We start from the raw sequence: 20,973 nt of genomic DNA, 5'->3' as shown, positions 1-20,973 counted from the left end.
GGGGCGGCCGGCCCGCGGGGTGCGGGCCGGCCGGTGCGTCAGTCGATCGAATAGCCGAGGTTGGGGCGCAGCCAGCGCTCCACCTCGGCGATCGGGAGACCACGGCGGGACGCGTAGTCCTCGACCTGGTCCCGGCCGAGGCGGCCGACGGTGAAGTACTTCGCGTCCGGGTGGGCGAAGATCAGGCCGCTGACGGCGGCGGCCGGGGTCATCGCGTACGACTCGGTGAGCCCCACCCCGATGGCGGAGGTGCCGAGCAGCTCGAACAGGTCGCGCTTCTCGCTGTGGTCGGGGCAGGCCGGGTAGCCCAGCGCCGGGCGGATGCCCCGGAACCGTTCGGCGTGCAGGTCCGCCAGCTTGGGCTGGGCGTCCGGCTCGAACCAGTCGCGGCGCGCCTTGAGGTGCAGGTATTCGGCGAACGCCTCGGCGAGACGGTCGGCGAGCGCCTTGACCATGATGGCCCGGTAGTCGTCGTGTTCGGCCTCGTACTTGGCGGCGAGTTTCCCGGCGCCGTGGATGGCGACCGCGAAACCACCCAGGTGGTCACCGGCGGGGGCGATGTAGTCGGCGAGGCAGCGGTTGGCCCGCCCGGCCGGTTTCTCGGTCTGCTGGCGCAGCATCGGGAACGACGCGCCGTTCGCCAGCTTGATGTCGTCGCCCTCGGCGTGCGCCGGCCAGAAGCCGTAGAGGCCGCGGGCCTGGAACGAGCCCTGCGCGATGATCTGGTCGAGCAGCGTGTTGGCGTCGTCGAACAGTTCCTTCGCGACCGGCTGCTGGAGGATCGCCGGGTACTTGCCCTTGAGTTCCCAGGCCAGGAAGAGGAACTGCCAGTCGATCATGGCGCGGAGTTCGGCGATGGTGGGCGCGACCTCGCGGACCCCGGTGAACCGCGGGGTGGGCAGGGCGGTGAAGTCGACCGACTCCCGGTTGGCCCGGGCCTGGGCGATGGTGAGCAGCGGCTTGGAGTGGCGCTGCTCGTGCTGCTCGCGGAGGCGCTGCTGCTCGTCCCGGTTGGCGTCGTCGAGTTTCACCGCGCGCTCCGGGTCGAGCAGGTCGGACACCACGCCGACCACCCGGGACGCGTCGAGCACGTGCACCGTCGACCCGTCGTAGGCGGGGGCGATCCGCACCGCCGTGTGCTGCTTGGAGGTGGTCGCCCCGCCGATCAGCAGCGGCAGCTTGAGCCCGCGGCGCTGCATCTCGGCACCGACCGCGACCATCTCGTCCAGGGACGGGGTGATCAGGCCGGACAGCCCGATCGCGTCGGCGCCCTCGGCGATCGCGGTGTCCAGGATCTTCGCGGTCGGCACCATCACGCCGAGGTCGATCACCTCGTAGTTGTTGCAGCCGAGGACCACGCCGACGATGTTCTTGCCGATGTCGTGGACGTCGCCCTTGACCGTGGCGAGGACGACCTTGCCCTGCTCGCGGTGGCTCTCGACGCGCCCCTCCAGGCGGGCCTGCTCCTTCTCGGCCTCCATGAAGGGCAGCAGGTACGCCACCGACCGTTTCATCACGCGGGCGCTCTTGACCACCTGGGGCAGGAACATCTTGCCGGAGCCGAACAGGTCGCCGACGATGCTCATGCCGTCCATCAGCGGGCCCTCGATGACGTCGAGCGGGCGGGGCAGTTTCTGCCGGGCCTCCTCGGTGTCGTCCTCGATGAAGTCGACGATGCCGTGCACCAGGGCGTGGCTGAGCCGCTTCTCGACGGTGGCCTCGCGCCAGGACAGGTCGATCTCACGCTTGGCCCCGGAGCCGGTGACCGTGGAGGCGAAGGTGACCAGGCGGTCGGTGGCGTCCGGGCGCCGGTCGAAGATCACGTCCTCGACGAGCTCCAGCAGCTCGGCCGGGATGTCCTGGTAGACGGCGAGCTGGCCCGCGTTGACGATGCCCATGTCCAGGCCGGCCTTGACGGCGTGGAACAGGAACGCCGAGTGCATGGCCTCGCGGACGATGTCGTTGCCGCGGAAGGCGAACGACAGGTTGGAGATGCCACCGGAGGTACGGGCACCCGGGCACCGCTGCTTGATCAGCGGCAGCGCGTCGATGAAGTTCTTCGCGTACCCGTTGTGCTCGGCGATGCCGGTGGCGACGGCGAGCACGTTCGGGTCGAAGATGATGTCGTTCGGGTCGAAGCCGTCGGCGACCAGCAGGTCGTAGGCCCGCCCGCAGATGGAGACCTTACGTTCGGTGGTGTCGGCCTGACCCTGTTCGTCGAAGGCCATCACCACGACGCCGGCGCCGAAGTCGCGGATCCGCCGGGCCTGGGCGAGGAAGGACTCCTCGCCCTCCTTGAGGCTGATCGAGTTGACCACGCCCTTGCCCTGCACGCACTTGAGGCCGGCCTCCAGCACGGAGAACTTCGAGCTGTCGATCATGATCGGGATGCGGGCCACCTCGGGCTCGGTCGCGATCAGGTTCAGGAAGGTGACCATGGCCTGCTCACTGTCGAGCAGGTCGGCGTCCATGTTGACGTCGAGCAGGTTGGCGCCGCCGCGCACCTGCTCCAGGGCCACGTCGACGGCGGCCTGGTAGTCGTCGGCCTCGATGAGCCGGCGGAACTTGGCCGAGCCGGTCACGTTGGTCCGCTCGCCGATCATGACGAAGCCGGTGTCCGGGCCGATCTCGAACGGCTCCAGGCCGCTGAAGCGGCTGGTCGGGGCGGGCGGGGCGATCACCCGCGGGGCCGCGCCACGGACCGCGTCGGCGACCGCGGCGATGTGCGCCGGGCTGGTGCCGCAGCAGCCGCCGACGAGGTTGACCAGGCCGTCCGCCGCGAAGCCGCGGAGCAACTCACCGGTCTCGGCCGGGGTCTGGTCGTAGCCGCCGAAGGCGTTCGGCAGGCCGGCGTTCGGGTGGGAGGCCACGTAGACGTTCGACAGGCGGGCCAGGTCGGACACGTGCGGGCGCATCTCGGCCGCGCCGAGCGAGCAGTTCACGCCGACGACGAGCGGCTCGGCACGCTCGATGGAGCGCCAGAAGGCTTCGACGGTCTGACCCGAGAGGGTACGCCCGGACAGGTCCACGATCGTCACGGAGATCCACAGCGGGATCTCCGGCGCCACCTCACGGGCCGCCGCGACGGCCGCCTTCGCGTTCAGCGTGTCGAAGATGGTCTCGATCAGGAACAGGTCGACGCCGCCCTCGGCCAGCGCCGACATCTGCTCCGCATACGTCGCCTTGACCTGGTCGAAGGTGACCGCGCGATAGGCCGGGTCCTCGACCTTCGGTGACAGCGACAGAGTGACGTTGAGCGGGCCGACCGACCCGGCCACGAACCGGGGGCGGCCGTCACGGGCCTGCGCCTCGTCGGCGGCCTGCCGGGCCAGCCGGGCACCCTGCACGTTCATGTCCCGGACCAGGTGCTCCAGCCCGTAGTCGGCCTGGGCGATGCTGGTGGCGGTGAACGTGTTGGTGGTCGTGATGTCGGCGCCGGCCGCCAGATACTGCCGGTGCACGTCGAGGATCACGTCGGGCCGGGTCAGGATCAGCAGGTCCGGGTCACCGGTGACGTCTTTCGGATGATCCGCCGGGATCAGATCGGCGCGGTAGTCCTCCGGGGTCAGCCGGGCGCCCTGCAACATCGTGCCCCAGGCGCCGTCGAGCACCAGGATCCGCTCGGCGAGCAGCTCGCGCAGCTGGGTAACGGTCTGAGTCAACGCCAACACCTCCGATAGTGAGTCGGAGGCGCCCTTGTTTCGGGTGTTTCACCGGTCGAGCGTGACGGGTGTTGGCCCGCTGCAGCGCCTCTCGGCCGGACCGTCAACGATACCGACTCTTTCACTTGGCGTCGGCGTAGGCACCAACCACTGAGACGTCCAGCGGAAAACGCACCGTGGTGTCGCCGAACAGCAGCCGGCCGGCCGACAGCGCACTCTCCCGGACCGCCTCCACCACCGACTCGGCCTGGTCGGCGGGACAGTGCACCACCACCTCGTCGTGCACGAACAGGACGAGTTCCGCCTCGGTGCCGGCCAGCCGGGTCCGCAGAGTGGCCAGCAGGACCAGCGCCCACTCGGCGGCCGTGGCCTGGATCACGAAGTTGCGGGTGAAGCGGCCGCGGGCCCGGCCGGGCGGCGGTGCGACCTCGTCCGGCGGGTCCAGGCCGGCGTCGCGCCAGGCACCGGACGCCGGTGGGCAGGTGCGGCCCAGCCAGGAGCGGACCAGGCCACCGGCCTCACCGGTACGGGCGGCGGCCTCCACATACTCGAAGGCGGTCGGATAGTGCCGGCGGAGCACCGCCAGGGCCGGGATCGCGTCGCCGCCGGTCTGCCCGTACATCGCCCCGAGCAGGGCGATCTTGGCCTTGGCACGGTCGCCGTCGAACGAGTCGGTGGCCAGCGCCGCATAGAGGTCACCGGCGGCCGCCGCCCGCGCCAGGCGCCCGTCCTCGGAGACCGCGGCCAGGACCCGGGGCTCCAGCTGGCCGGCGTCGGCGACCACGAAGCACCACCCGGGGTCGGCGATCACCGCCCGGCGGACCACCTTGGGCACCTGGAGGGCACCGCCGCCGCGGGTCGCCCAGCGGCCGGACACCACCCCGCCCGCCACATACTCCGGGCGGAACCGGCCGTCGCGCACCCAGGCCTCGCACCAGGCCCAGCCGTGGGCCGTCCAGATCCGGTAGAGCTCCTTGAACTCCAGCAGCGGGGCGACCGCCGGATGATCGACCTGGCGCAGCACCCAGCGCCGGGTGTTGGGGATCTCGATACCGGCCCGGTGGAACGCGCGCACCACCTCGGCCGGCAGATCCGGGTGCAGGCCGTGGGTGCCGAACGCGGCGTTGATCTCGGCGGTCAGCTCGGCGAGGCGGCGGGGCGGGCCCATCGGCTGCGGTGGGCCGAGCAGCTCGCGCAGCAGCTCGTCGTGCACGTCCGGCCGCCACGGCAGGCCGGTGCGGCCCATCTCGGCGGCGATCAGGGCGCCCGCGGACTCGGCCGCCACCAGTAGCCGGAAACGGCCGGGACGGCCTGTTTCGCCGATCCGGCGCGCCTGCTCCTCGTACACCTCGAGAAGGTCGGAGATCTCCACGTGCCCGGCCGGGACCGCGTCGAAGAGGGCGACCTGCGCGAAACCCGGCGGCTCGGCATCCGGCCGTGGCCGGTCCGGAGGGACCGGGAGGCCGCGCAGGCGGGCGACGGCGGCCGCGAGACCACGTGGCTCGCCCCACCGGCCGGCATGGCCGGACAGCAGCGCCTCGGTCAGCTCCAGGTCGTGACAGCGGGCCACCCGGACCTCGGCCCGCAGCAGGGGTGGGTAGACGTCGGCCGTCGACGTCCAGACCCAGCGCGGCTGCTCGGCGGCCTCCAGCGCGGCGATCTCGGCCGCCAGGTCGGGAACGTGCCGCAGCTCCCCCGACGGGTGCCGGCCCAGACGGCCACCGGGACCGTCCGGGTCGGGCACCACAGCTATCAGCACCAGGCCATTGTCACCCCGGGGTATGACACTCACTTATTCGGAGAACCCCACGAAGACCCGGACGGCCATGAGCTCGCTCCGCTCGCTGATGCCCGTCTACTTGACCGCCCCGGAGGTCAGGCCCGCCTGGATCTGCCGCTGGAAGATCGCGTACACCAGGATCATCGGCAGGATCGAGAGCGTGAGCGCGGCGAACAGCTGGCCCCATTCGGCCTGGTAACCGGCCGACACGCTGATGTTCGCGATGCCCTGGGTGAGCACGTACTTCGACTCGCTCTGCATGACCACGACCGGCAGGAGGTACTGGTTCCACTGACCGACGATGTTGAAGATCGCGATGCTGACCAGGCCGGACTTCGCCATCGGCATCATCACCTGGAAGAACCGGCGCATGTGCCCGGCCCCGTCCACGGTCGCCGCCTCCTCGATCTCGTGCGGCAGCGTGCGGAAGAACGCCTCCAGGAAGAAGACCGTGAACGACAGCGAGTAGGCGATGTAGATCAGGATCAGGCCGAAGTACGAGTCGAGCAGGTTCATCGCCTGTGCGATGCCGAACAGCGGCGCCAGGGCCATGAAGGTCGGGAAGGCCAGCCCGGACACGAACAGGTAGTAGATGAACCGGTTGCCGGCGAACCGGTAGCGGGCGAGCACGTAGGCGGCCATCGACCCGAGCAGCATGGTGCCGGCCGTGCTGATGAGCACGACGAAGACGCTGTTCAGGAAGTACTGGCCGATGTGCGCCTCGCTCCAGGCGTCACCGAAGTTGTTGAGCGCCCAGCTCTGCGGCAGACCGAACGGCTCGTCGAGGAAGATCTCCTCGTTGGTCTTGAACGAGGCCAGGAAGACCCAGATCAGCGGGCCGACGGTGACCAGCGCCCAGAGGAACAGGGACAGGTGCGCCACGCCGCCGAGCGGGTTGACGCGGCGGCTCTCGCGGGGTGCGCCGGCCGAGGCCGTGGGCTTCGCGACCGCGCCGGCGTCGGGGATGGTGCTGAGGTTCGTCATCGTCTCTCGCCTCTCTCGGCGCTCAGGCTGTGGCGTTGTCGCGGCGGGTGACCCGCAGGGTCAGCCAGGCGAAGCTCAGGGCCAGGAAGAACAACACGACGCCGATCGCCGAGGCGTAGCCGGCCTGCGAGTACTTGAAGGCGTTGAGGTAGATCTGCATGCTCAGCACCTGGGTCGAGTTGTTCGGGCCGCCCTGGTTCACGGTCATGATGTTGACCAGTGCGAACGCGTCGAAGGCGGCGATGCCGAGGTAGATCCAGGCGACCTGGACGTTGCCCCAGAGCAGGGGCAGGGTGATCTTGAAGAACAGGGTGATCCGGGTCGCTCCGTCCAGGGCGGCCGCCTCGTAGATCTCCTGCCCGATCGAGCCCATGCCGGCCGAGAAGAGCACCACGTAGAAGCCGACCGCCTGCCAGATCAGCACGATCAGGATGCAGGTCAGCGCCCAGTTCTCGTCGGCCAGGAACAGCCACGGCTCCCACGAGTCCGGGAGCAGGCCGTTGATCATGCCGCTCTTGTCCGGGCCGTACACGCGCTGGAAGATCACCGCGACCAGGGCCAGCGCCAGCAGCTGCGGGAAGAAGAAGACCACCCGGTAGACCTTGGAGCCCCAGACGCCGCGGGTCATGCCGCCCTTGGATCCGCCGCCGACGTTGAGCAGGAAGGCGAACAGCAGCGCGATCGCGATGGTGACGATCGGCAGCAGGAGCAGCAGATAGCCGTTGTGCCGCAGGGCGGTCCAGACCACCTCGTCGTTCCAGAGCTTCACGAAATTGTCGAACCCGACGTCCTTGAAGGCGCCGTAGCCCGACCAGTCGGTCAGCGACAGCCGGAACATCTGGAGATAGGCGCCCACCACGAAGATGGCGTAGAGCGCCACCGGCACGGCAAGGAAACCGATGATGAAGGGGTACTTGCCGTGCCGCATGGCGCTCGACCGTCCTACTACTCGGGATGCGGGATGACGAAGGTGCTCAGACGCGGGTGTTCTTGGAGATCGCGGAGTCCTTGGCGACCTCCTGGGCCACCTTCTCCATCGTGTCGCAGAACTTCTGCGCGTCGCCGCCGCTGAACATCAGGGCATTGACGGCCTCGAGTGAGGCGTCGTTCATCTTCTTGTACCAGGTGTCCCAGAGGTAACCCATGAAGATGTCCTTGCCGGCCTTGCTCAGCATGTCGTTACCGCTGGTCAGGCCGGGGGAGATGGTCTGGCCGTCGGCGGCGCCGGCGACCACGGTGAGCGACTTGGTCAGCTTGGTGAACTCCAGCGCGGCGGCCTTGGAGAGCATGACGCGCAGGTACTCCTTGCCACCCTGGACGTTCGTGCCCTTGGTCGACGCGAAGTAGATCTCCCCCGCGGCCGCGTTGATGGCGGTCGCCGGCAGCTGGTCGGCGGCGGTGACGCTCGGGTACGGCATGACCGCGTACTCGAAGTTCGGCGTGATGCTGGCGGCCTGCTCGTTCTCCAGCCAGGAGCCGCACGGGTAGAACGCGACCTTGTCCTGGTTCTGCTGGAGCTGGACCTCGGTGTGACGCAGGCCGAGGAAGCTCTTGTTCATGTACCTGGCGCCGATCTGGCCCCACGCCTCGGCCGCCTGCTTGATGGCCGGCGCCTGCCACGCGCCCGGCTTGAGGTTGTCGAGGTCCTTGAGAACCTGCTCGGTGCCGATCTTGGCCGCGCTGGTCATGATCGCGCGGACCATGTAGTACGACGCGTTGGCGCCCGCGTAGGCGAACGGGACGATGCCGGCCGCCTTGATCTTGTCGCACAGGGCGGTGAAGTCGGCCCAGGTGGTCGGCACGGTCCAGCTGTTCTTGTCGAACAGCTTCTTGTTGTAGTACAGGCCGAACACGGTGAAGGAGTAGTTCACCGCGAACGGCTTGCGGCCGCCCTCGACGTCGTACGTGCCCTGCTCGATCGCGCCCGGGACCAGCGTCTCGGCGACGGTCTTGCCCGGGATGTCGAACGACGGGGCGGCGAACAGGTCGGTCAGGTCGGCCGCCTGGCCCGCCTTCACGATGGCGCCGAAGTCCATCATGTCCGCGCCCGAGTTGTTGATCATGTCGGGGGCGTTGCCGGCGTTCAGCCGCGGCTTGATCGTGGTGGCGATCTGCTCGGTGCCGGTGTACTTGACCTCGGACTCCGGCCACTTCTTCTTGTACATCGGGGTGTCGACGTCGGTGGCGTACTTGGTGCCCAGACCACCGTCGAAGATCACGATCTCGACCGGGGCCTTCGGGTCGATGCCGAGCGGGTTGTCCGCCGACTTCGTTCCGGTGGCCTGGTCGTTCTTCTCCTCGGAGCCACCACCCACACAGGCGCTGAGCATGCCCACCGCCGGGGTCGCCGCCAGGCCCACCGCGGCGGCACGGCGCAGCAGGCTACGACGGTCCAGCTCGGATTTCGTTATGTCAGACATCGATATTCCTCTCGGGTCAACCCTTGACGGCGCCGGCCGTCAGACCGGTGGCGATGTTGCGCTGAATGATCAGGAAGAAGACCACCACGGGGATGGACGTGATGATCGCACCGGCCATGAGGGGGCCCCAGGCGGTACCGCGTTCGGTCTGGTTGTAGAGCAGCCAGGCCATCAGGTTCTGCTTCTGCGGGTTGTTCAGCGTGTTGATGATGATGAACTCGTTCCACGCCTGGATGAACCCGTAGACGGAGGTGGCCACCAGACCCGGGCCGGTGAGCGGCAGGATGATCCGCCAGAACACCTGCGGCCGGGTGCAGCCGTCGATCATCGCGGCCTCGTCCAGCTCCCGGGGGATACCGGAGATGAAACCACGCAGTGTCCAGACCGTGTACGGCAGCAGCAGCACCAGGTACACCAGGGCCACGCCGACGAGCGAGTTGGTCAGGTTCGCGCCCTGGAGCATCAGGAACAGCGGGATCAGCAGCGCCAGGAAGGGCACCAGCTGCACGGCCAGGATGACCAGGATGATCGCCTTGCGGCCGTAGAAGCTGAACCGGGCGATCGCGAGCGCCGCCAGGAAGCCCACGACCAGCGCACAGGCCACCGCCATGGCGGTGATGATCAGCCCGTTGATCATGCTCGGGATGAAGAGTTCCTCACCGAGCGCCGACTTGAAGTTGTCCAGGGTGAATTCGTTCGGGAAGAACGTCGGCGTGAAGCTGCGGACCTCGGAGTCCGGCTTGAACGCCGTGTTGAGCACCCAGTACACCGGGAAGATCATTACCAGGCCGAAGACGATGCCGGTGGTGTTCGCGAAGAACGTACCGATACGGCTACGGCCTACGGTGACGACGCCCTCGTCGTGCTTGGCCATCAGTCGACCTCCCCGATCTTGAACATCTGACGGATGTAGAAGACCATCACGCCGAGCATCAGCAGGACGGTGATCACCGCGATCGCCGAGCCGTAGCTGTAGTTGGACCGGCCGAACGCCTGGGTGTACGAGAACGTCGCCAGGGTCTGGTAGACCGGCTCCGGGTGCCCGTCGCGCAGCGCCCAGTTCTGGGTGAAGAGGCCGAAGTTCCAGATCACCGACAGCGTCGTGACGATCATCAGGAGCGGCTTCAGGATCGGCAGGGTGATGTTGCGCAGTGCCTGCCAGGGCGAGGCGCCGTCCACCGTCGCCGCCTCCAGCAACTCCTTGGGCACCTGGGTGAGCCCGGCGCTCAGCGAGATCGCCAGGAACGGGATGCCGGCCCACACCACCAGCGTGGTGATGACCGCCCAGCCCTCCCACGGGTTCACGAACCAGCTGTGGGTCGCGTAGTCGAAGCCCAGCTGGGTCAAGACGTAGTTCAGGACGCCGAAGTCGGAGTCGGTGAGCCAGCGGAACGACTGCGCGGCCACCAGCTGCGGCAGCGCCCAGACGAACATCATCGCGATCATCATGAAGATCCGGACCCGGGCGTGCACCCGGCGCATCAGCAGCGCGATGCCGAGGCCGAGCAGGACCGAGAGGGTCACCGAGACGACGGTGAAGGCGGCGGTACGGCCCACCACGCCCCAGAAGACGCCGTCGGTCAGAGCCTTGGTGTACTGGTCGAAACCGGCCCACGGCGGCGTCGCGCCGGAGAACAGCTCCTTCAACCGCATGTTCTGGAAGGACAGCACGATCATGCGGTAGAGCGGGTAGGCCAGCATCGCGATCAGGATCACGAGTGTGGGCAGGGAGAGCAGCCACGCCACCCGGGAGTCGCGCTGGCTGCGGTTGCGGGCCCGGGCCACGTGCCGCGGCGGCGGTGCCTGCGGCGCCTCCGCCGGGTTCGGCCGGGAGTCGACGGCGTGCATCAAAGATCCTCTTCCACCGTGGGAGTGGTGTGCCGCCCGCCCGGCAGAAGGTCGGGCGGGCGGCAGGTCATCAGGCCTCGTTGAGCGTCGTGGCGATCTGCTCGTCAGCCCACTTGGCGCCGTCGGCGACCGTCTTCTTGCCGGTCAGGATGTCGGTCAGCATGGTCTGCAGGATGCTGGCCTTCTCCACGTCGGCCCACTTCTCGGCGTTCGGCGGGAACCAGCTGTTCTTCGCGGCGAGCGCGGCCGGGGCGATCTTCGGGTTGTCGGTCGCGGCCTTGTCCAGCAGGTTGGTCGCGTTCGGCAGGGCGCCGGCCTTGGCCAGGCCCTCCATCGACTTGGCGTCGGTGAAGGCCTTGATCCACTGAGCGGCCAGTTCCTTGTTCTGGCTCTTGGCGGTCACGCCGAGGTTCGAGCCACCGAGGAACGACGGGATCTCCGGCATCGGAGCGGCGGCCAGCTTGCCCTTGATCTTGGTCGGGACCAGCGGGGAGGTCGGGTCGTTCGGGTCCTTGCGGGTCTCCTCGGCCGAGCCCTGCTCCCAGGCGTTGCCGTAGAAGATGCCGCCCGAGCCCTGCGCGAAGATGCCGGCCTGCTCGTTCTCGTTCTTGGTGACGTCAGCCTTGGAGAAGTTCTTGGTCAGGTCGACCCACTTCTGGAGGCCCTCCTGCGACTGCGGGGTGGAGAGCTGGCCGACCCACTTGTCGCCCTCCTTCTTCGCGATCTCGCCGCCCGAGGACTTCACCCACGACATCGCCGCGTACCAGTACTGGCCCGGCATGTAGACGGCGCTGAACTTCGGGTCGTTCGCGTTGCCGGCCTTCAGCTTCTCGGCCGCCGCGGTGAAGTCCGCGTAGGTCTTCGGAGCCTCGGTGATGCCGGCCTTCTGGAAGAGGTCGGTGCGGTAGATCATCACGCGGGCGCCACCGTAGTAGGGCACGCAGTAGACCTTGCCGTCGGACTCGCAGGCTCCGGAGAGGCCGGGCAGCCAGGTGCCGGAGTTCTCGAAGTCACCCTTGTTCAGCTCGGCGAAGCCGCCGGAGAAGACGTACTTGGAGAACTCGGTGTTGCCGAGCTCCACCACGTCCGGCACGTCCGAGCCGGCCAGGGTGGCGTCCAGCTTGGTGAGGTGGTTGGCCCACTGCTGGTACTCGACGTTGACCTGGGCGCCGGTGGCCGCGGTGAACCGCTTGGTGGCGTCGTCGACGACGTCCTTCCAGGCGGTCTCGGCGTCGACCATGAGCCAGACCTTGACGGTCTTGCCCTTGCCGTCGACCTGGCCGGTGGCCGAGGTCGCGCCCTCGTCGCTGCTGGTGCCACCGCATGCGGTGACGCCGAGCATCGACGCGGCGAGCGCCGCGGCTACCGCGATCTTGCGCTTCACAGTTCCTCCCGAGGGATTTTCAATCTTGAGAAAGGGGTTCATCAGCTGTCCTTCGCGGCCTTGTGCCCGTGCACGGCTTGCGCGGTGCGCTGGAACGCGGCGTGCGAACGTTCGTGGGTTCGTTGCGCGACGGCGACGTACAGCAGGTCGAGAACGACCAGTTGCGGGTGGCGGGCGCTGAGCGCGTCCGGCCGGAAGGTCGTCGCCTGGGTTGCGGTGAGCAGGACGATGTCCGCCAACTCGGCCAGCGGGGATCGGGGGAAGCTGGTGAGCGCGATCGTGGTGGCGCCCCGGCTGTTCGCCTCCGCGAGCAGCTCGATCGTCTCGCCGGTCTCGCCACTGTGCGAGATGCCGAGCGCGACGTCGCCGGGCCGCGACAGCGCGGCGCTGGCCAGACCGTTGTGCACGTCGGTCCAGGCCCACACCGGGATGCCGATGCGATGCAGACTGAACTGCATCTCCTCGCCGACCAGCGCGCTTCCGCTGGCGCCGAAGATGTTCACGCGCGCCGCGGCGGCGATCGCCCCCGCGGCCCGTTCCACCTCGCCGAGGTCCAGCAGCGTGGCGGTGTCGTGCATGGCCCGCGTGTCGGCCGCCATGATCTGGCCGAGGACCCGCTCCAGCGGATCGTTCGGCTGGATCTCCCGGCCGATGTCCACGGTCCAGCCGGCCGAGCGCGCCCGGCCGGTCTCCGCCGCGATGCCGAGGCGGAGGTCCGCGTAGCCGTCGAAGCCGACCGCCCGGCAGAACCGGGTGATCGTCGCCGGCGAGGTGCCGCTGCGCTCGGCCAGTTCGACGATGGTGGCCCGGGAGGCCGCGGCCGGGTCGGTGAGCACCTGCTCGGCGACCCGCTGCAGCGCCCCGGTGAAGTCCGGCAGCAGCGTCCTGACTCGAGCGAGCACCCCGTCGACTGGTGCGCGGTTCACGCCGTTCGTAGTGATTCGCTCGCCCCCGTGGTCACTCCCGATCCGGGCGGCACCGCGAACCAGTGAGGCGGCGACCGCGGTACTCGCGGTGCCGTCCATCTCCGGCTCAGCCATCGGTCACCCTTTCAGGAAGGACTGTTTACTGTCGCGGTAAAAGTTCTTACTAACGCCCCCCTGCTGTCAAGACTGTGAAGGAAGTTTTCAAAACCGTTACCAGCCAGGCCGAATGAACGGATGTTTCGGCGCAGGCGGATGACGACCATCGATCCCCATATGGCCGATACGACGTGACAGCCATCACATGTCCGATTTACGACCGTTTTCTGACCATCCGTTGGTTGAGCGCGGGACGGCCGTTCGGCCAGCGCGAGATGGGCCTTTCGGCCGATCTCCGTGACGCGGCGAAACATCGTCGTCACGCACGAAACAAGATCAAAAAAATTTCCGGTACGGGCGGCGGGCACCCGGGACGCGAAAGAGGCGGTCACCCTCATCCGAATGGCCGGAGTTCTCCTCTTTGACCGGTGCGTACGAAGTGCCGTGAAAGCATCGGATGATCGCTTCGCAAATCAGGAGAAAAGGGCATGCGACTGCTACCCGTAATGATCAGCGCGATCGCCGCCGGCAGCCTCCTCCTCGCCCCCACCGCGGCCCACGCGGCGATCCGGTTCGACCCGTCCACCAACACCGGGTTCATCGACGGCGGGGACGTCCGTGCCGCCTTCGGCTGGGACGAGGCCCGCCTGGCCCGCAACGCCCCGGAGATCGGGTTCACCTACCACGTCGGGAAGGAGGCCGCCTACACCGTCGTCTGCGAGCGGGGCGTCCGTGCCACCGCCGGGCACAACGCGGGCAGCACCAGCACCGGCCTGGAGGCCGTGGTCGCCGGGAACCCCACCGGCGACGGCCCGACCGGCTTCCGGCTCATCGGCGCCCGCAGTGGCGCGTCGAGCATGGACATCGCCCCGGAGCCCGGCCTGCCGTGCCCGGACGAGCGCGGCGGGAAGATCCGCCGGGTGCGGCACCTGAGCACGACCGTGACCACCGGGCTGTCCGCCGAGTTCCGCGACGTGCAGGTGTACTTCCCGCAGATGCGGACGGTCAGCACGGAACCGCCCGCGTCCGTGGCGCCCGCGGCCCACTCGGGGGAGCCGCCCGCATCCGCCGCGTCCGCGGCCTACTCGGCGGTGTCCCGGACCGCCTGGGCGAACGCCTCGGAGCGATGCTCGAAGTTGCGGAAACGGCCATAGCTCGGTGCCGCCGGCGACAGCAGCACCACCCCGCCGGCCGGCGTGACCTTACGGGCCAGGCGGACCGCGTCGACCAGATCCTCGGCCGGCTCGGTCCGCACCCGCGGCAGCCGGGCCAGCGTCTCCAGGATCCGGGGCCCGCTGTCCGGCAGGCCGATCACTGTCAGTTCCCGTTCGGCCAGAAAGTCCCGTAACGGCGTGTAGTCGAGCCCGCGGTCGGTGCCGCCGACCAACACGGTGAGTGGCCGGTTCTCGTACGCCTCGATGGCATGCATCGCCGCGTACGGGCTGGTTGACAGCGTGTCGTCGACGAAGGTCAGCCCGGACGGGTCCTCGATCTCGGCGAGCCGGTGCGGCAGCCCCTGGAAGTCCCGGACGGCCGCCTCCAGGACCGCCCGCTGCCCCGGCACGTCGACACCCATGCCGTCCAGCACGGCCAGCGCCACACACAGGTTGCCGGCGTTGTGCCGCCCCTTCAGGCGCAGCGCGTCCCGGTCGAACAGCGGCTCGGCCCCGCACCAGACCCGGCCGTCCTCGACCCGGAACCGGGAATCGTCGGCGGCCGCCGCGACCGGCTTGAAGTGACTCGCGTCGAGCACCCCGCGGAGCTCGTCGCGCAGCCGCTGGTCCGTCCCATTCACCACGATCAGCTCGGGTCCGTACCGCAGGAGGTTGAGTTTGTCCCGGTAATATTCGCGCTCGCCACCATGCGCGTCCAGGTGCTCGGGAAACAGCGAGGTCACCACGGCGACCCGCGGGGAGTCGGTCAGGTCGGCGCACTGGTAACTGGAGAGTTCCAGCACATACAGCTCCGCCTCGGGCATGTCGAGCAGCGGCACGCCGATGTTCCCGCCGTACGCGTTCGGCCGGCCCACCGCGGTCAGCAGGTGGCTGATCAGGCTGGACGTGGTGCTCTTGCCCTTGCTCCCGGTCACCCCGACGGTCGTCGCGGCGTGCTCGGCCATCCACAGCGCACTGCCGCCGGTCACCGTGACCCCGCGCTCGCGCAGCTTGATCATGAACGGATGGGTGGACGGCACCCCGGGCGACCGGACCACCACGTCCGCGCTGGCCAGGGCCGCGAACGCGTGCTCACCGCCGGCCAGCGGGGCCAGGGCGGCCAGCTCCCCGGTCCACTCCACGGACAGGTAGTTCGCACTGTCGTCGACCGCGATGAGGCGGGACGGCTCGTGCCGGGCGATCGCGGTCACCGCGGCCCGGCCCTCACGGCCGGTCCCCCAGACCGCCACCGATCGGCCCCGCAGGTCTGCCAGGCGCACGTCTGTCTCCTCGGGTCGCGCCGTCCTCGGACGCACTAATATTGCCCCCTCGACCTTCACGACAGGAGTTCCGGGTGCAGTTCGACGTCATGCGCTTCCCCTCGTACGCATTCGATCCGGTGACAGGGGTGGCGACGTTCGACTACCTGCTGGACGGGCCGTCGCCGCTGCGGTTCACCGAGACGATCACCCTGCCGGTCCCCGCCGACCCGGCCGTGCCGGAGGCGCTGACCAGGGTGCTGGGCCTGCTGCACGTGGTCGCCGGGGTGAGCTACTTCAAGGTCGGCGCGCCGGCCCGGGTGGTCGCGCCCGAGCCGGTCCCGGCCGCGGTGGCGGCCTTCTTCACCGCCGTCTACACCAAGGGCATGGCGGAGTACGCGTACCGCAATCAGCTGCCGCACGTGCTGGAGCTGACCGTCGAGACGCCCGGCGAGATCCCCGCCGCGGCGCCGTCCGACGCGCCGGGCGGCCGGCCGCTCTCCGCCGTCGGCGGCGGCAAGGACTCCATCGTCACCCTCGAGATCCTGCGCGCCGCCGGGCTCGACCCGGTGCCGTTCTCGGTCAATCCGAACCCGGTGATCGAGAACGTGAACGCCGCCTCCGGCCTGCCCGCGCTGGCCGCCCGCCGCCGGCTCGACCCGCGGCTCTTCGAGCTGAACAAGGCGGGCGCCCTGAACGGGCACATCCCGGTCACCGCGATCAACTCGCTGATCGCGATCGCGACCGCGGTCTGGCACGGGCTCGGGCCGGTGGTGATGTCCAACGAGCGGTCCGCCTCCGACCCCAACCTGATCTGGAACGGGCACGAGGTCAACCACCAGTGGTCGAAGGGGGTCGAGGCGGAGGGCCTGTTACGCGACGCCGTGGCGGCGTACGCGGGGCTCACCGACCCGTACTTCTCGCTGCTCCGCCCGCTCTCCGAGCTGCACATCGCGCAGCTGTTCGCCGGTCACACCGCGTATGATGACGTCGTCACCAGCTGTAACAAGGCGTTCAAGCTGCACGACCCGACGGCCCGCTGGTGCGGTGACTGTCCGAAGTGCCGGTTCGTCTTCCTGGCGATGGCCCCGCACATGTCCCGGGAGCGGCTGGCGCACATCTTCGGGCACGACCTGTTCGCCGACCCGGCCCAGACACCCGGCTTCCTGGAGTTGCTCGGCGTCGGCGGGCACAAGCCGTTCGAGTGCGTGGGCGAGGCCGAGGAGTGCCTGGTCGCCCTGTCGCTACTGACCGACGACGCCCCGGTGCTCGTCGCGCTGCGCGCCGCCGTCCCGGACTCGGCGTGGGCCGACGCCTCCCACTCGAACGTCTTCACCCCGGGCGGGCCGCACCACATCCCGCCGGCCTACCGCAAACTCCTCGACGAGGCGGCCACCTGAGGCGCAAGGCTGTTGACGGACGCCGCCGGGCCGGTGGACGGTATTCTTCCCCGGCGTGGGAGACGAGATCTATGTGGGCAACGCCGACCCGGACGCACTCGCCGACAAGGGCTGGCTGCTGGGATATTTCAAGCCGGAGGGCGACCCGCGGCACAGCACCGACGTCGAGATCAAGTGGGGACGGCATCCGCGGGGCGACCGGCGGGCGGCGTGGGTGCGCGGCGAGGAGCGCACCGCCCTGCTCGTGCTGATCAGCGGCTGCTTCCACATGGAGTTCCCGGGGCGCACGGTCGTCCTCGACAAGCAGGGCGACTACGTGGTCTGGCCGCGCGGTGTGGACCACTCCTGGTATGCCGCCGAGGAGTCCGTCGTCCTCACCGTGCGCTGGCCGTCCGTCCCCGGTTACGCCGTCCGGCAGCCGTGACCCGCGGCGGTCACTCCGGCGGGTCGTGGTGGATGCGGCCGGGCGGGACGCCGAGCTGCTGGAGGGCGGCACTCGTACTCGCGATCATCAGGGGCGGGCCGGCCAGGTAGACCTCGTGCCGGGTCCATTCGCCGTAGGCGGCGACCGCGTCGGTCACCAGGCCGGACGGGTACGGTCCGGGGTCCCCCTCGGCGACGACCGGAACCACCGTGGCCCGGGGACACTCCGCGGCCAAAGCCGTGAGGGCCTCGATGTCGTACAGCTCGGTCAGGTCGCGGACGCCCCAGAACAGAACCGCCTGGCGGGTGTCGGCGGTGGCGGCGAGTTCGGCGAGCATCGCCTTCATCGGGGCCACCCCGGTGTCCCCGGCGATCATCAGGACGCCCCGGCCGGGCTCGGCGGGCAGCGCCATGTCGCCCTCGGCACGGGTGACGCGGAGGCGGTCGCCGGGGCCGGTGTGGTGGACCAGGGTGCCGCTGACGCCGGTCTCGGTCTTGGCGCGGACGTGCAGCTCGATGACGTCGTCGCGGTGCGGGGCACCGGCCAGCGAGTAGGGCCGCCAGATACCGGGCACGCCCGGGACCTCGAAGCGGGCGTACTGACCGGGCTGGTACGGCATCGGCAGGAACGGGCGCAGCCGCACCACGGCCAGGTCGTCGCGGCGCAGGTCGTGCTCGACGACCTCGGCGTCCCAGACGGTCGGCTGGTACGCCGTGAGCGTCCCCCCGTGCACAATCCAGTCGTAGGTGTGCTGCCACGTCCAGCGCCACGCCTGGTCGAAGTCCTGCCGCCAGGCGCCGGGAGCCATGCCGGTGCGCATCGCCTCGGCGAGGGCCGCACCGACCAGGTGCAACTGGTTCCACTGGATGCCGCACTCGGCGAGCGCGGCACCGAGCGCGGAGCAGCCGGTGACCAGGGCGGGCGGGTCGTCCATGGTGTGGATCAGCCAGGTGATGGCGCGGGCCAGCTGGGAACGCTGGGCGCCGGGTGCCCCCGGCAACGAGTCGAGCAGGCCCGGCTGAGCCTGGTGCAGGGCGTCCCAGAGCCGGCCGGCGACCTCGCCGGGGCCCCCGGCGAAGGTGAGGCTGGTGCTGAGCAGACGCTGCGTGTCGCGCAGGGCGGCGTCGTCGGCCGGGTCCATGCCGTCACGGCCGGGGCCGGAGCCGGGGCCCGGCAGTGTCCGGCCGGGGAAACGGCGCGGGATCGACGGATAGTCCTGGGCGGTCGGGAACTCGGTGCCGGGCGCGCCGATCGGCCGGACACCGGCGATCGGCGGAATGTACGGCACCGGGGTGGCCGGGCCGGACGGGTTGACCCCGCCGACCGGAGGCACCGCCTTCATGCTCGCGCGGCCCAGCGTGGCACCCGGATCGCCGCGCCACAGCAGGCCGGCGTCAGCGGGACGGGGTTTCTCCGGCTCAGGGTCCTGTTTCTCCTTCTTCTTCGCGGCGATCTCGGAGAGCGCGGCGGCGGCGTCGGCCTGGCCCGCGGCGGCGGCGTCCGGGGCGTTCTGGCGCAACCGGATGGCGCGCAGCAGGGACAGCAGATGCGGATCTGACCCAGGACCCGAACCAGACGACACAGAAGAACCCTACCCGCACACCCCGGTGGGCATGCCGCGAATAATGCCGTTGTGCCCGCACTGACCATCACCGACCCGGACGATCCGCGGATCGGCGACTACCGCGCCCTCACCGACGTCGAACTGCGGACCCGATGGGAGCCGCCGAACGGGTTGTTCATCGCCGAGGGGGAGCTGGTGATCGGCCGGGCGCTGCGCGCCGGATACCGGCTGCGGTCGGCGTTCGTCGACCAGAAGCGGGCGGACCAGCTGACCGGGCTGCCGGCCGACGCGCCGCTCTACACCGCTCCCCCGGCCGTCCTGGAGTCAATCACCGGGTTCCACGTGCACCGGGGCATCCTCGCGTCGTTCCACCGCCGGCCGCTGCCGGACCTGCCGGAACTGCTGTCGAGCGCCCGCCGCATCGCGGTGCTGGAGGGGCTGAACACGCACACCAACCTGGGCGCCCTGTTCCGGAGCGCGGCCGCCCTCGGCATCGACGCCGTGGTGCTGTCGCCGAACTGTGCGGACCCGCTCTACCGCCGGGCCGTCCGGGTCAGCATGGGCGAGGTGTTCGCCATCCCGTATGCGAAGTCCGACGACTGGCCGGGCACCCTGGCGGCGATCCGGGACGCCGGGTTCACCCTGCTGGCGATGACCCCCGCCGCGGACGCGGTGTCGCTGCGCGCCCTGACACCGGAGCAGCGGGCCCGGCCGGCCCTCCTGCTCGGCGCCGAAGGGCCGGGGCTGACCCGCACGGCGCTGGAGGCGTCCGACGTACGGGTGGTCATCCCGATGTACAACGGCGTCGACTCGCTGAACGTGGCGACCGCCGCGGCGGTCGCCTTCTACGAGCTGGGAGCGGAGCCGAGCTAGGAGCGGGGCACCAGGCGGCCGCCGGTCCAGGCCAGGCCCATGCCGGCGGCCAGGAGCAGTAACGCGCCGACCGTCGGGACCGGCTGGGCCGTCGTGGTGCCGGCACCCATCGCCAGGGCGGCCAGCATCAGCAGCACCCCGTCGGCCGGGTTGACCAGCTTCGACCGGAAGACCGCCCAGCCGAGCAGCAGCAGCCCCGCCGCCGAGATGACCACGGCGGCGGCGAACAGATCGGTGACGTGCCCGGCCACCAGCGGAGCGCTCGCCACGACGGCGTCCTCGGGCAGACCCGCCAGCGGGACCAGCATGGTGCCGCCGGCCAGCGTGACGAGCAGACCGGCCAGCGCGCACCGCCGGGTACGGGACCCGGCGAGCAGGCCGGCCAGCGCGATCACGGCGATCACGGCCAGCCAGCCGGCGAGCAGCCCGACCACGAGCGGGCCGGGCGGGCCCTGAACGCCGAGGGTCAGCCAGCCGTAGAGGACAGCGGAGGCCGGCAGCGCCCACAGGGCGAGTCTCGCGTACCGCCGGACCGACCAGATCCAGATCGCGTCCCGGACCGGCAGGAGGTGCCCGTCCGACTCGGCCGGGGACGCTGCGCCGACCCAGGCGGGGGCGACCCGTAAGGGCCGCCCACTCGCCGTCTGACGATGGCTGATGCTCATGGCTCCGCCTCAGTAGCAGGGGCAACAAGCCGAGCGGCCGGGGGCACCGGTCGGGAATCCTGCTGCGAGCATGCCAAACGACGCGCCTGAATTGCGGCTGATCTCACATATTCAGCGCTTCTCGATATGCGCCGCCCCGTCGTAGTCGGCCCCACCGAGCGCGGCGGTCGGCGGAATCGGGTCGGGCGCCGGCAGCGCCTCGGCCTCGGCCTGCCGCACCTCGGCGTCGAGCCGGCGCGCCTCGGCCGCCGCCTCCTCGGCCGCCTCGGTCGCCTCCCGCTCGACGGCCACCGGGTCGAGGCCGCCGTGCCGGGGCTCGTCGCCGACCGTGTTCGCCAGACCGCCCAGCGCACCGCCGAGACCCTCCAGTGCCCTGGTCAGCTCGGTCGGCAGGATCCACACCTTGTTGGCGGTGCCGTTCGCGATCTGCGGCAGCGACTGGAGGTACTGGTAGGCCAGCACCTTCTGCGACGGGTTGGCCTGGTGAATGGCGTCGAAGACCGTCCGGATCGCCTTGGCCTGGCCCTCGGCCTG

16 protein-coding genes and 1 pseudogene are annotated in these 20,973 nt (G+C 70.0%); 4 read left to right on the top strand and 13 right to left on the bottom strand.

Annotated features, from left to right (window positions below):
• Positions 1–38: 38 nt before the first annotated feature.
• The 9 genes from metH to BC793_RS46895 form a co-directional block, all read right to left on the bottom strand.
• Entirely contained in the window at positions 39–3,662 is a 3,624-nt protein-coding gene (gene metH, locus BC793_RS46935) for a methionine synthase (RefSeq protein ID WP_373871326.1), read from the bottom strand.
• A 121-nt stretch (positions 3,663–3,783) separates the two neighbouring features.
• Positions 3,784–5,421 (bottom strand): bifunctional 3'-5' exonuclease/DNA polymerase, encoded by a 1,638-nt coding sequence (locus BC793_RS46930; RefSeq protein ID WP_373871325.1) that lies wholly within the window; start codon positions 5,419–5,421, stop codon positions 3,784–3,786.
• Between the two features lie 96 nt (positions 5,422–5,517).
• Complete coding sequence (locus tag BC793_RS46925) at positions 5,518–6,426, bottom strand: carbohydrate ABC transporter permease (RefSeq protein ID WP_109603143.1); 909 nt, start codon at positions 6,424–6,426, stop codon at positions 5,518–5,520.
• Between the two features lie 22 nt (positions 6,427–6,448).
• Positions 6,449–7,354, bottom strand: coding sequence for a carbohydrate ABC transporter permease (locus tag BC793_RS46920; RefSeq protein ID WP_109603142.1), 906 nt, complete (start codon positions 7,352–7,354; stop codon positions 6,449–6,451).
• Between the two features lie 46 nt (positions 7,355–7,400).
• On the bottom strand, positions 7,401–8,846 hold the full coding sequence (gene ngcE / locus BC793_RS46915; RefSeq protein WP_109603141.1) for an N-acetylglucosamine/diacetylchitobiose ABC transporter substrate-binding protein: 1,446 nt from the start codon (positions 8,844–8,846) through the stop codon (positions 7,401–7,403).
• A gap of 16 nt (positions 8,847–8,862) precedes the next feature.
• On the bottom strand, positions 8,863–9,720 hold the full coding sequence (locus BC793_RS46910; protein WP_109603140.1) for a carbohydrate ABC transporter permease: 858 nt from the start codon (positions 9,718–9,720) through the stop codon (positions 8,863–8,865).
• On the bottom strand, positions 9,720–10,694 hold the full coding sequence (locus BC793_RS46905) for a carbohydrate ABC transporter permease (RefSeq protein WP_109603139.1): 975 nt from the start codon (positions 10,692–10,694) through the stop codon (positions 9,720–9,722). Before BC793_RS46905 ends, BC793_RS46910 begins: the two co-directional genes overlap by 1 nt.
• A 70-nt stretch (positions 10,695–10,764) precedes the next feature.
• Positions 10,765–12,078 (bottom strand): extracellular solute-binding protein, encoded by a 1,314-nt coding sequence (locus BC793_RS46900; RefSeq protein WP_109603138.1) that lies wholly within the window; start codon positions 12,076–12,078, stop codon positions 10,765–10,767.
• Positions 12,079–12,119: 41 nt separating this feature from the next.
• Entirely contained in the window at positions 12,120–13,118 is a 999-nt protein-coding gene (locus BC793_RS46895) for a MurR/RpiR family transcriptional regulator (protein WP_109603137.1), read from the bottom strand.
• 470 nt (positions 13,119–13,588) lie between these two features.
• Here BC793_RS46895 and BC793_RS46890 point away from each other — a divergent pair, with 470 nt between their 5' ends.
• The gene (locus BC793_RS46890) at positions 13,589–14,254 is read left to right on the top strand and encodes a hypothetical protein (RefSeq protein ID WP_146246775.1); all 666 of its coding nucleotides are present in this window, start codon (positions 13,589–13,591) and stop codon (positions 14,252–14,254) included.
• Here the strand turns inward: BC793_RS46890 and murD are convergent.
• Positions 14,182–15,534 (bottom strand): UDP-N-acetylmuramoyl-L-alanine--D-glutamate ligase, encoded by a 1,353-nt coding sequence (gene murD, locus BC793_RS46885; RefSeq protein WP_109603135.1) that lies wholly within the window; start codon positions 15,532–15,534, stop codon positions 14,182–14,184. The two genes, BC793_RS46890 and murD, sit on opposite strands and share 73 nt — an antisense overlap.
• A 74-nt stretch (positions 15,535–15,608) precedes the next feature.
• Between murD and BC793_RS46880 the strand changes: the two genes are divergently transcribed.
• Entirely contained in the window at positions 15,609–16,913 is a 1,305-nt protein-coding gene (locus tag BC793_RS46880) for a MurL-like N-terminal domain-containing (RefSeq protein WP_487246610.1), read from the top strand.
• Between the two features lie 55 nt (positions 16,914–16,968).
• Positions 16,969–17,337 carry a cupin domain-containing protein gene (locus BC793_RS46875; RefSeq protein ID WP_109603134.1) on the top strand — a complete coding sequence of 123 codons (369 nt, stop codon included), beginning with the start codon at positions 16,969–16,971 and terminating at the stop codon, positions 17,335–17,337.
• Between the two features lie 10 nt (positions 17,338–17,347).
• Here BC793_RS46875 and BC793_RS46870 read toward each other — a convergent pair whose 3' ends face one another.
• Complete coding sequence (locus BC793_RS46870; protein ID WP_109603133.1) at positions 17,348–18,919, bottom strand: flavohemoprotein; 1,572 nt, start codon at positions 18,917–18,919, stop codon at positions 17,348–17,350.
• 51 nt (positions 18,920–18,970) lie between these two features.
• Between BC793_RS46870 and BC793_RS46865 the strand changes: the two genes are divergently transcribed.
• Entirely contained in the window at positions 18,971–19,774 is an 804-nt protein-coding gene (locus BC793_RS46865; RefSeq protein ID WP_109603132.1) for a TrmH family RNA methyltransferase, read from the top strand.
• Here BC793_RS46865 and BC793_RS46860 read toward each other — a convergent pair.
• On the bottom strand, positions 19,771–20,439 hold the full coding sequence (locus BC793_RS46860) for a hypothetical protein (RefSeq protein WP_109603131.1): 669 nt from the start codon (positions 20,437–20,439) through the stop codon (positions 19,771–19,773). The genes BC793_RS46865 and BC793_RS46860 overlap by 4 nt on opposite strands.
• Before the next feature lie 111 nt (positions 20,440–20,550).
• Positions 20,551–20,973 (bottom strand): annotated as a pseudogene (locus BC793_RS46855) (SPFH domain-containing protein); the annotation flags it as partial.

Origin of the sequence: Actinoplanes xinjiangensis (assembly GCF_003148685.1) — a bacterium.
Classification (GTDB): Bacteria; Actinomycetota; Actinomycetes; order Mycobacteriales; family Micromonosporaceae; genus Actinoplanes; species Actinoplanes xinjiangensis.
This window is presented reverse-complemented; position numbering and strand designations above follow the sequence as displayed.

Excerpts from the sequence above, each read along its gene's own strand:
- BC793_RS46925 (WP_109603143.1), bottom strand. The coding sequence starts at position 6,426 with ATGACGAACCTCAGCACCATCCCCGACGCCGGCGCGGTCGCGAAGCCC.
- BC793_RS46920 (WP_109603142.1), bottom strand. The coding sequence starts at position 7,354 with ATGCGGCACGGCAAGTACCCCTTCATCATCGGTTTCCTTGCCGTGCCG.
- ngcE (WP_109603141.1), bottom strand. The coding sequence starts at position 8,846 with ATGTCTGACATAACGAAATCCGAGCTGGACCGTCGTAGCCTGCTGCGC.
- BC793_RS46910 (WP_109603140.1), bottom strand. The coding sequence starts at position 9,720 with ATGGCCAAGCACGACGAGGGCGTCGTCACCGTAGGCCGTAGCCGTATC.
- BC793_RS46905 (WP_109603139.1), bottom strand. The coding sequence starts at position 10,694 with ATGCACGCCGTCGACTCCCGGCCGAACCCGGCGGAGGCGCCGCAGGCA.
- BC793_RS46895 (WP_109603137.1), bottom strand. The coding sequence starts at position 13,118 with ATGGCTGAGCCGGAGATGGACGGCACCGCGAGTACCGCGGTCGCCGCC.
- BC793_RS46890 (WP_146246775.1), top strand. The coding sequence starts at position 13,589 with ATGCGACTGCTACCCGTAATGATCAGCGCGATCGCCGCCGGCAGCCTC.
- BC793_RS46860 (WP_109603131.1), bottom strand. The coding sequence starts at position 20,439 with ATGAGCATCAGCCATCGTCAGACGGCGAGTGGGCGGCCCTTACGGGTC.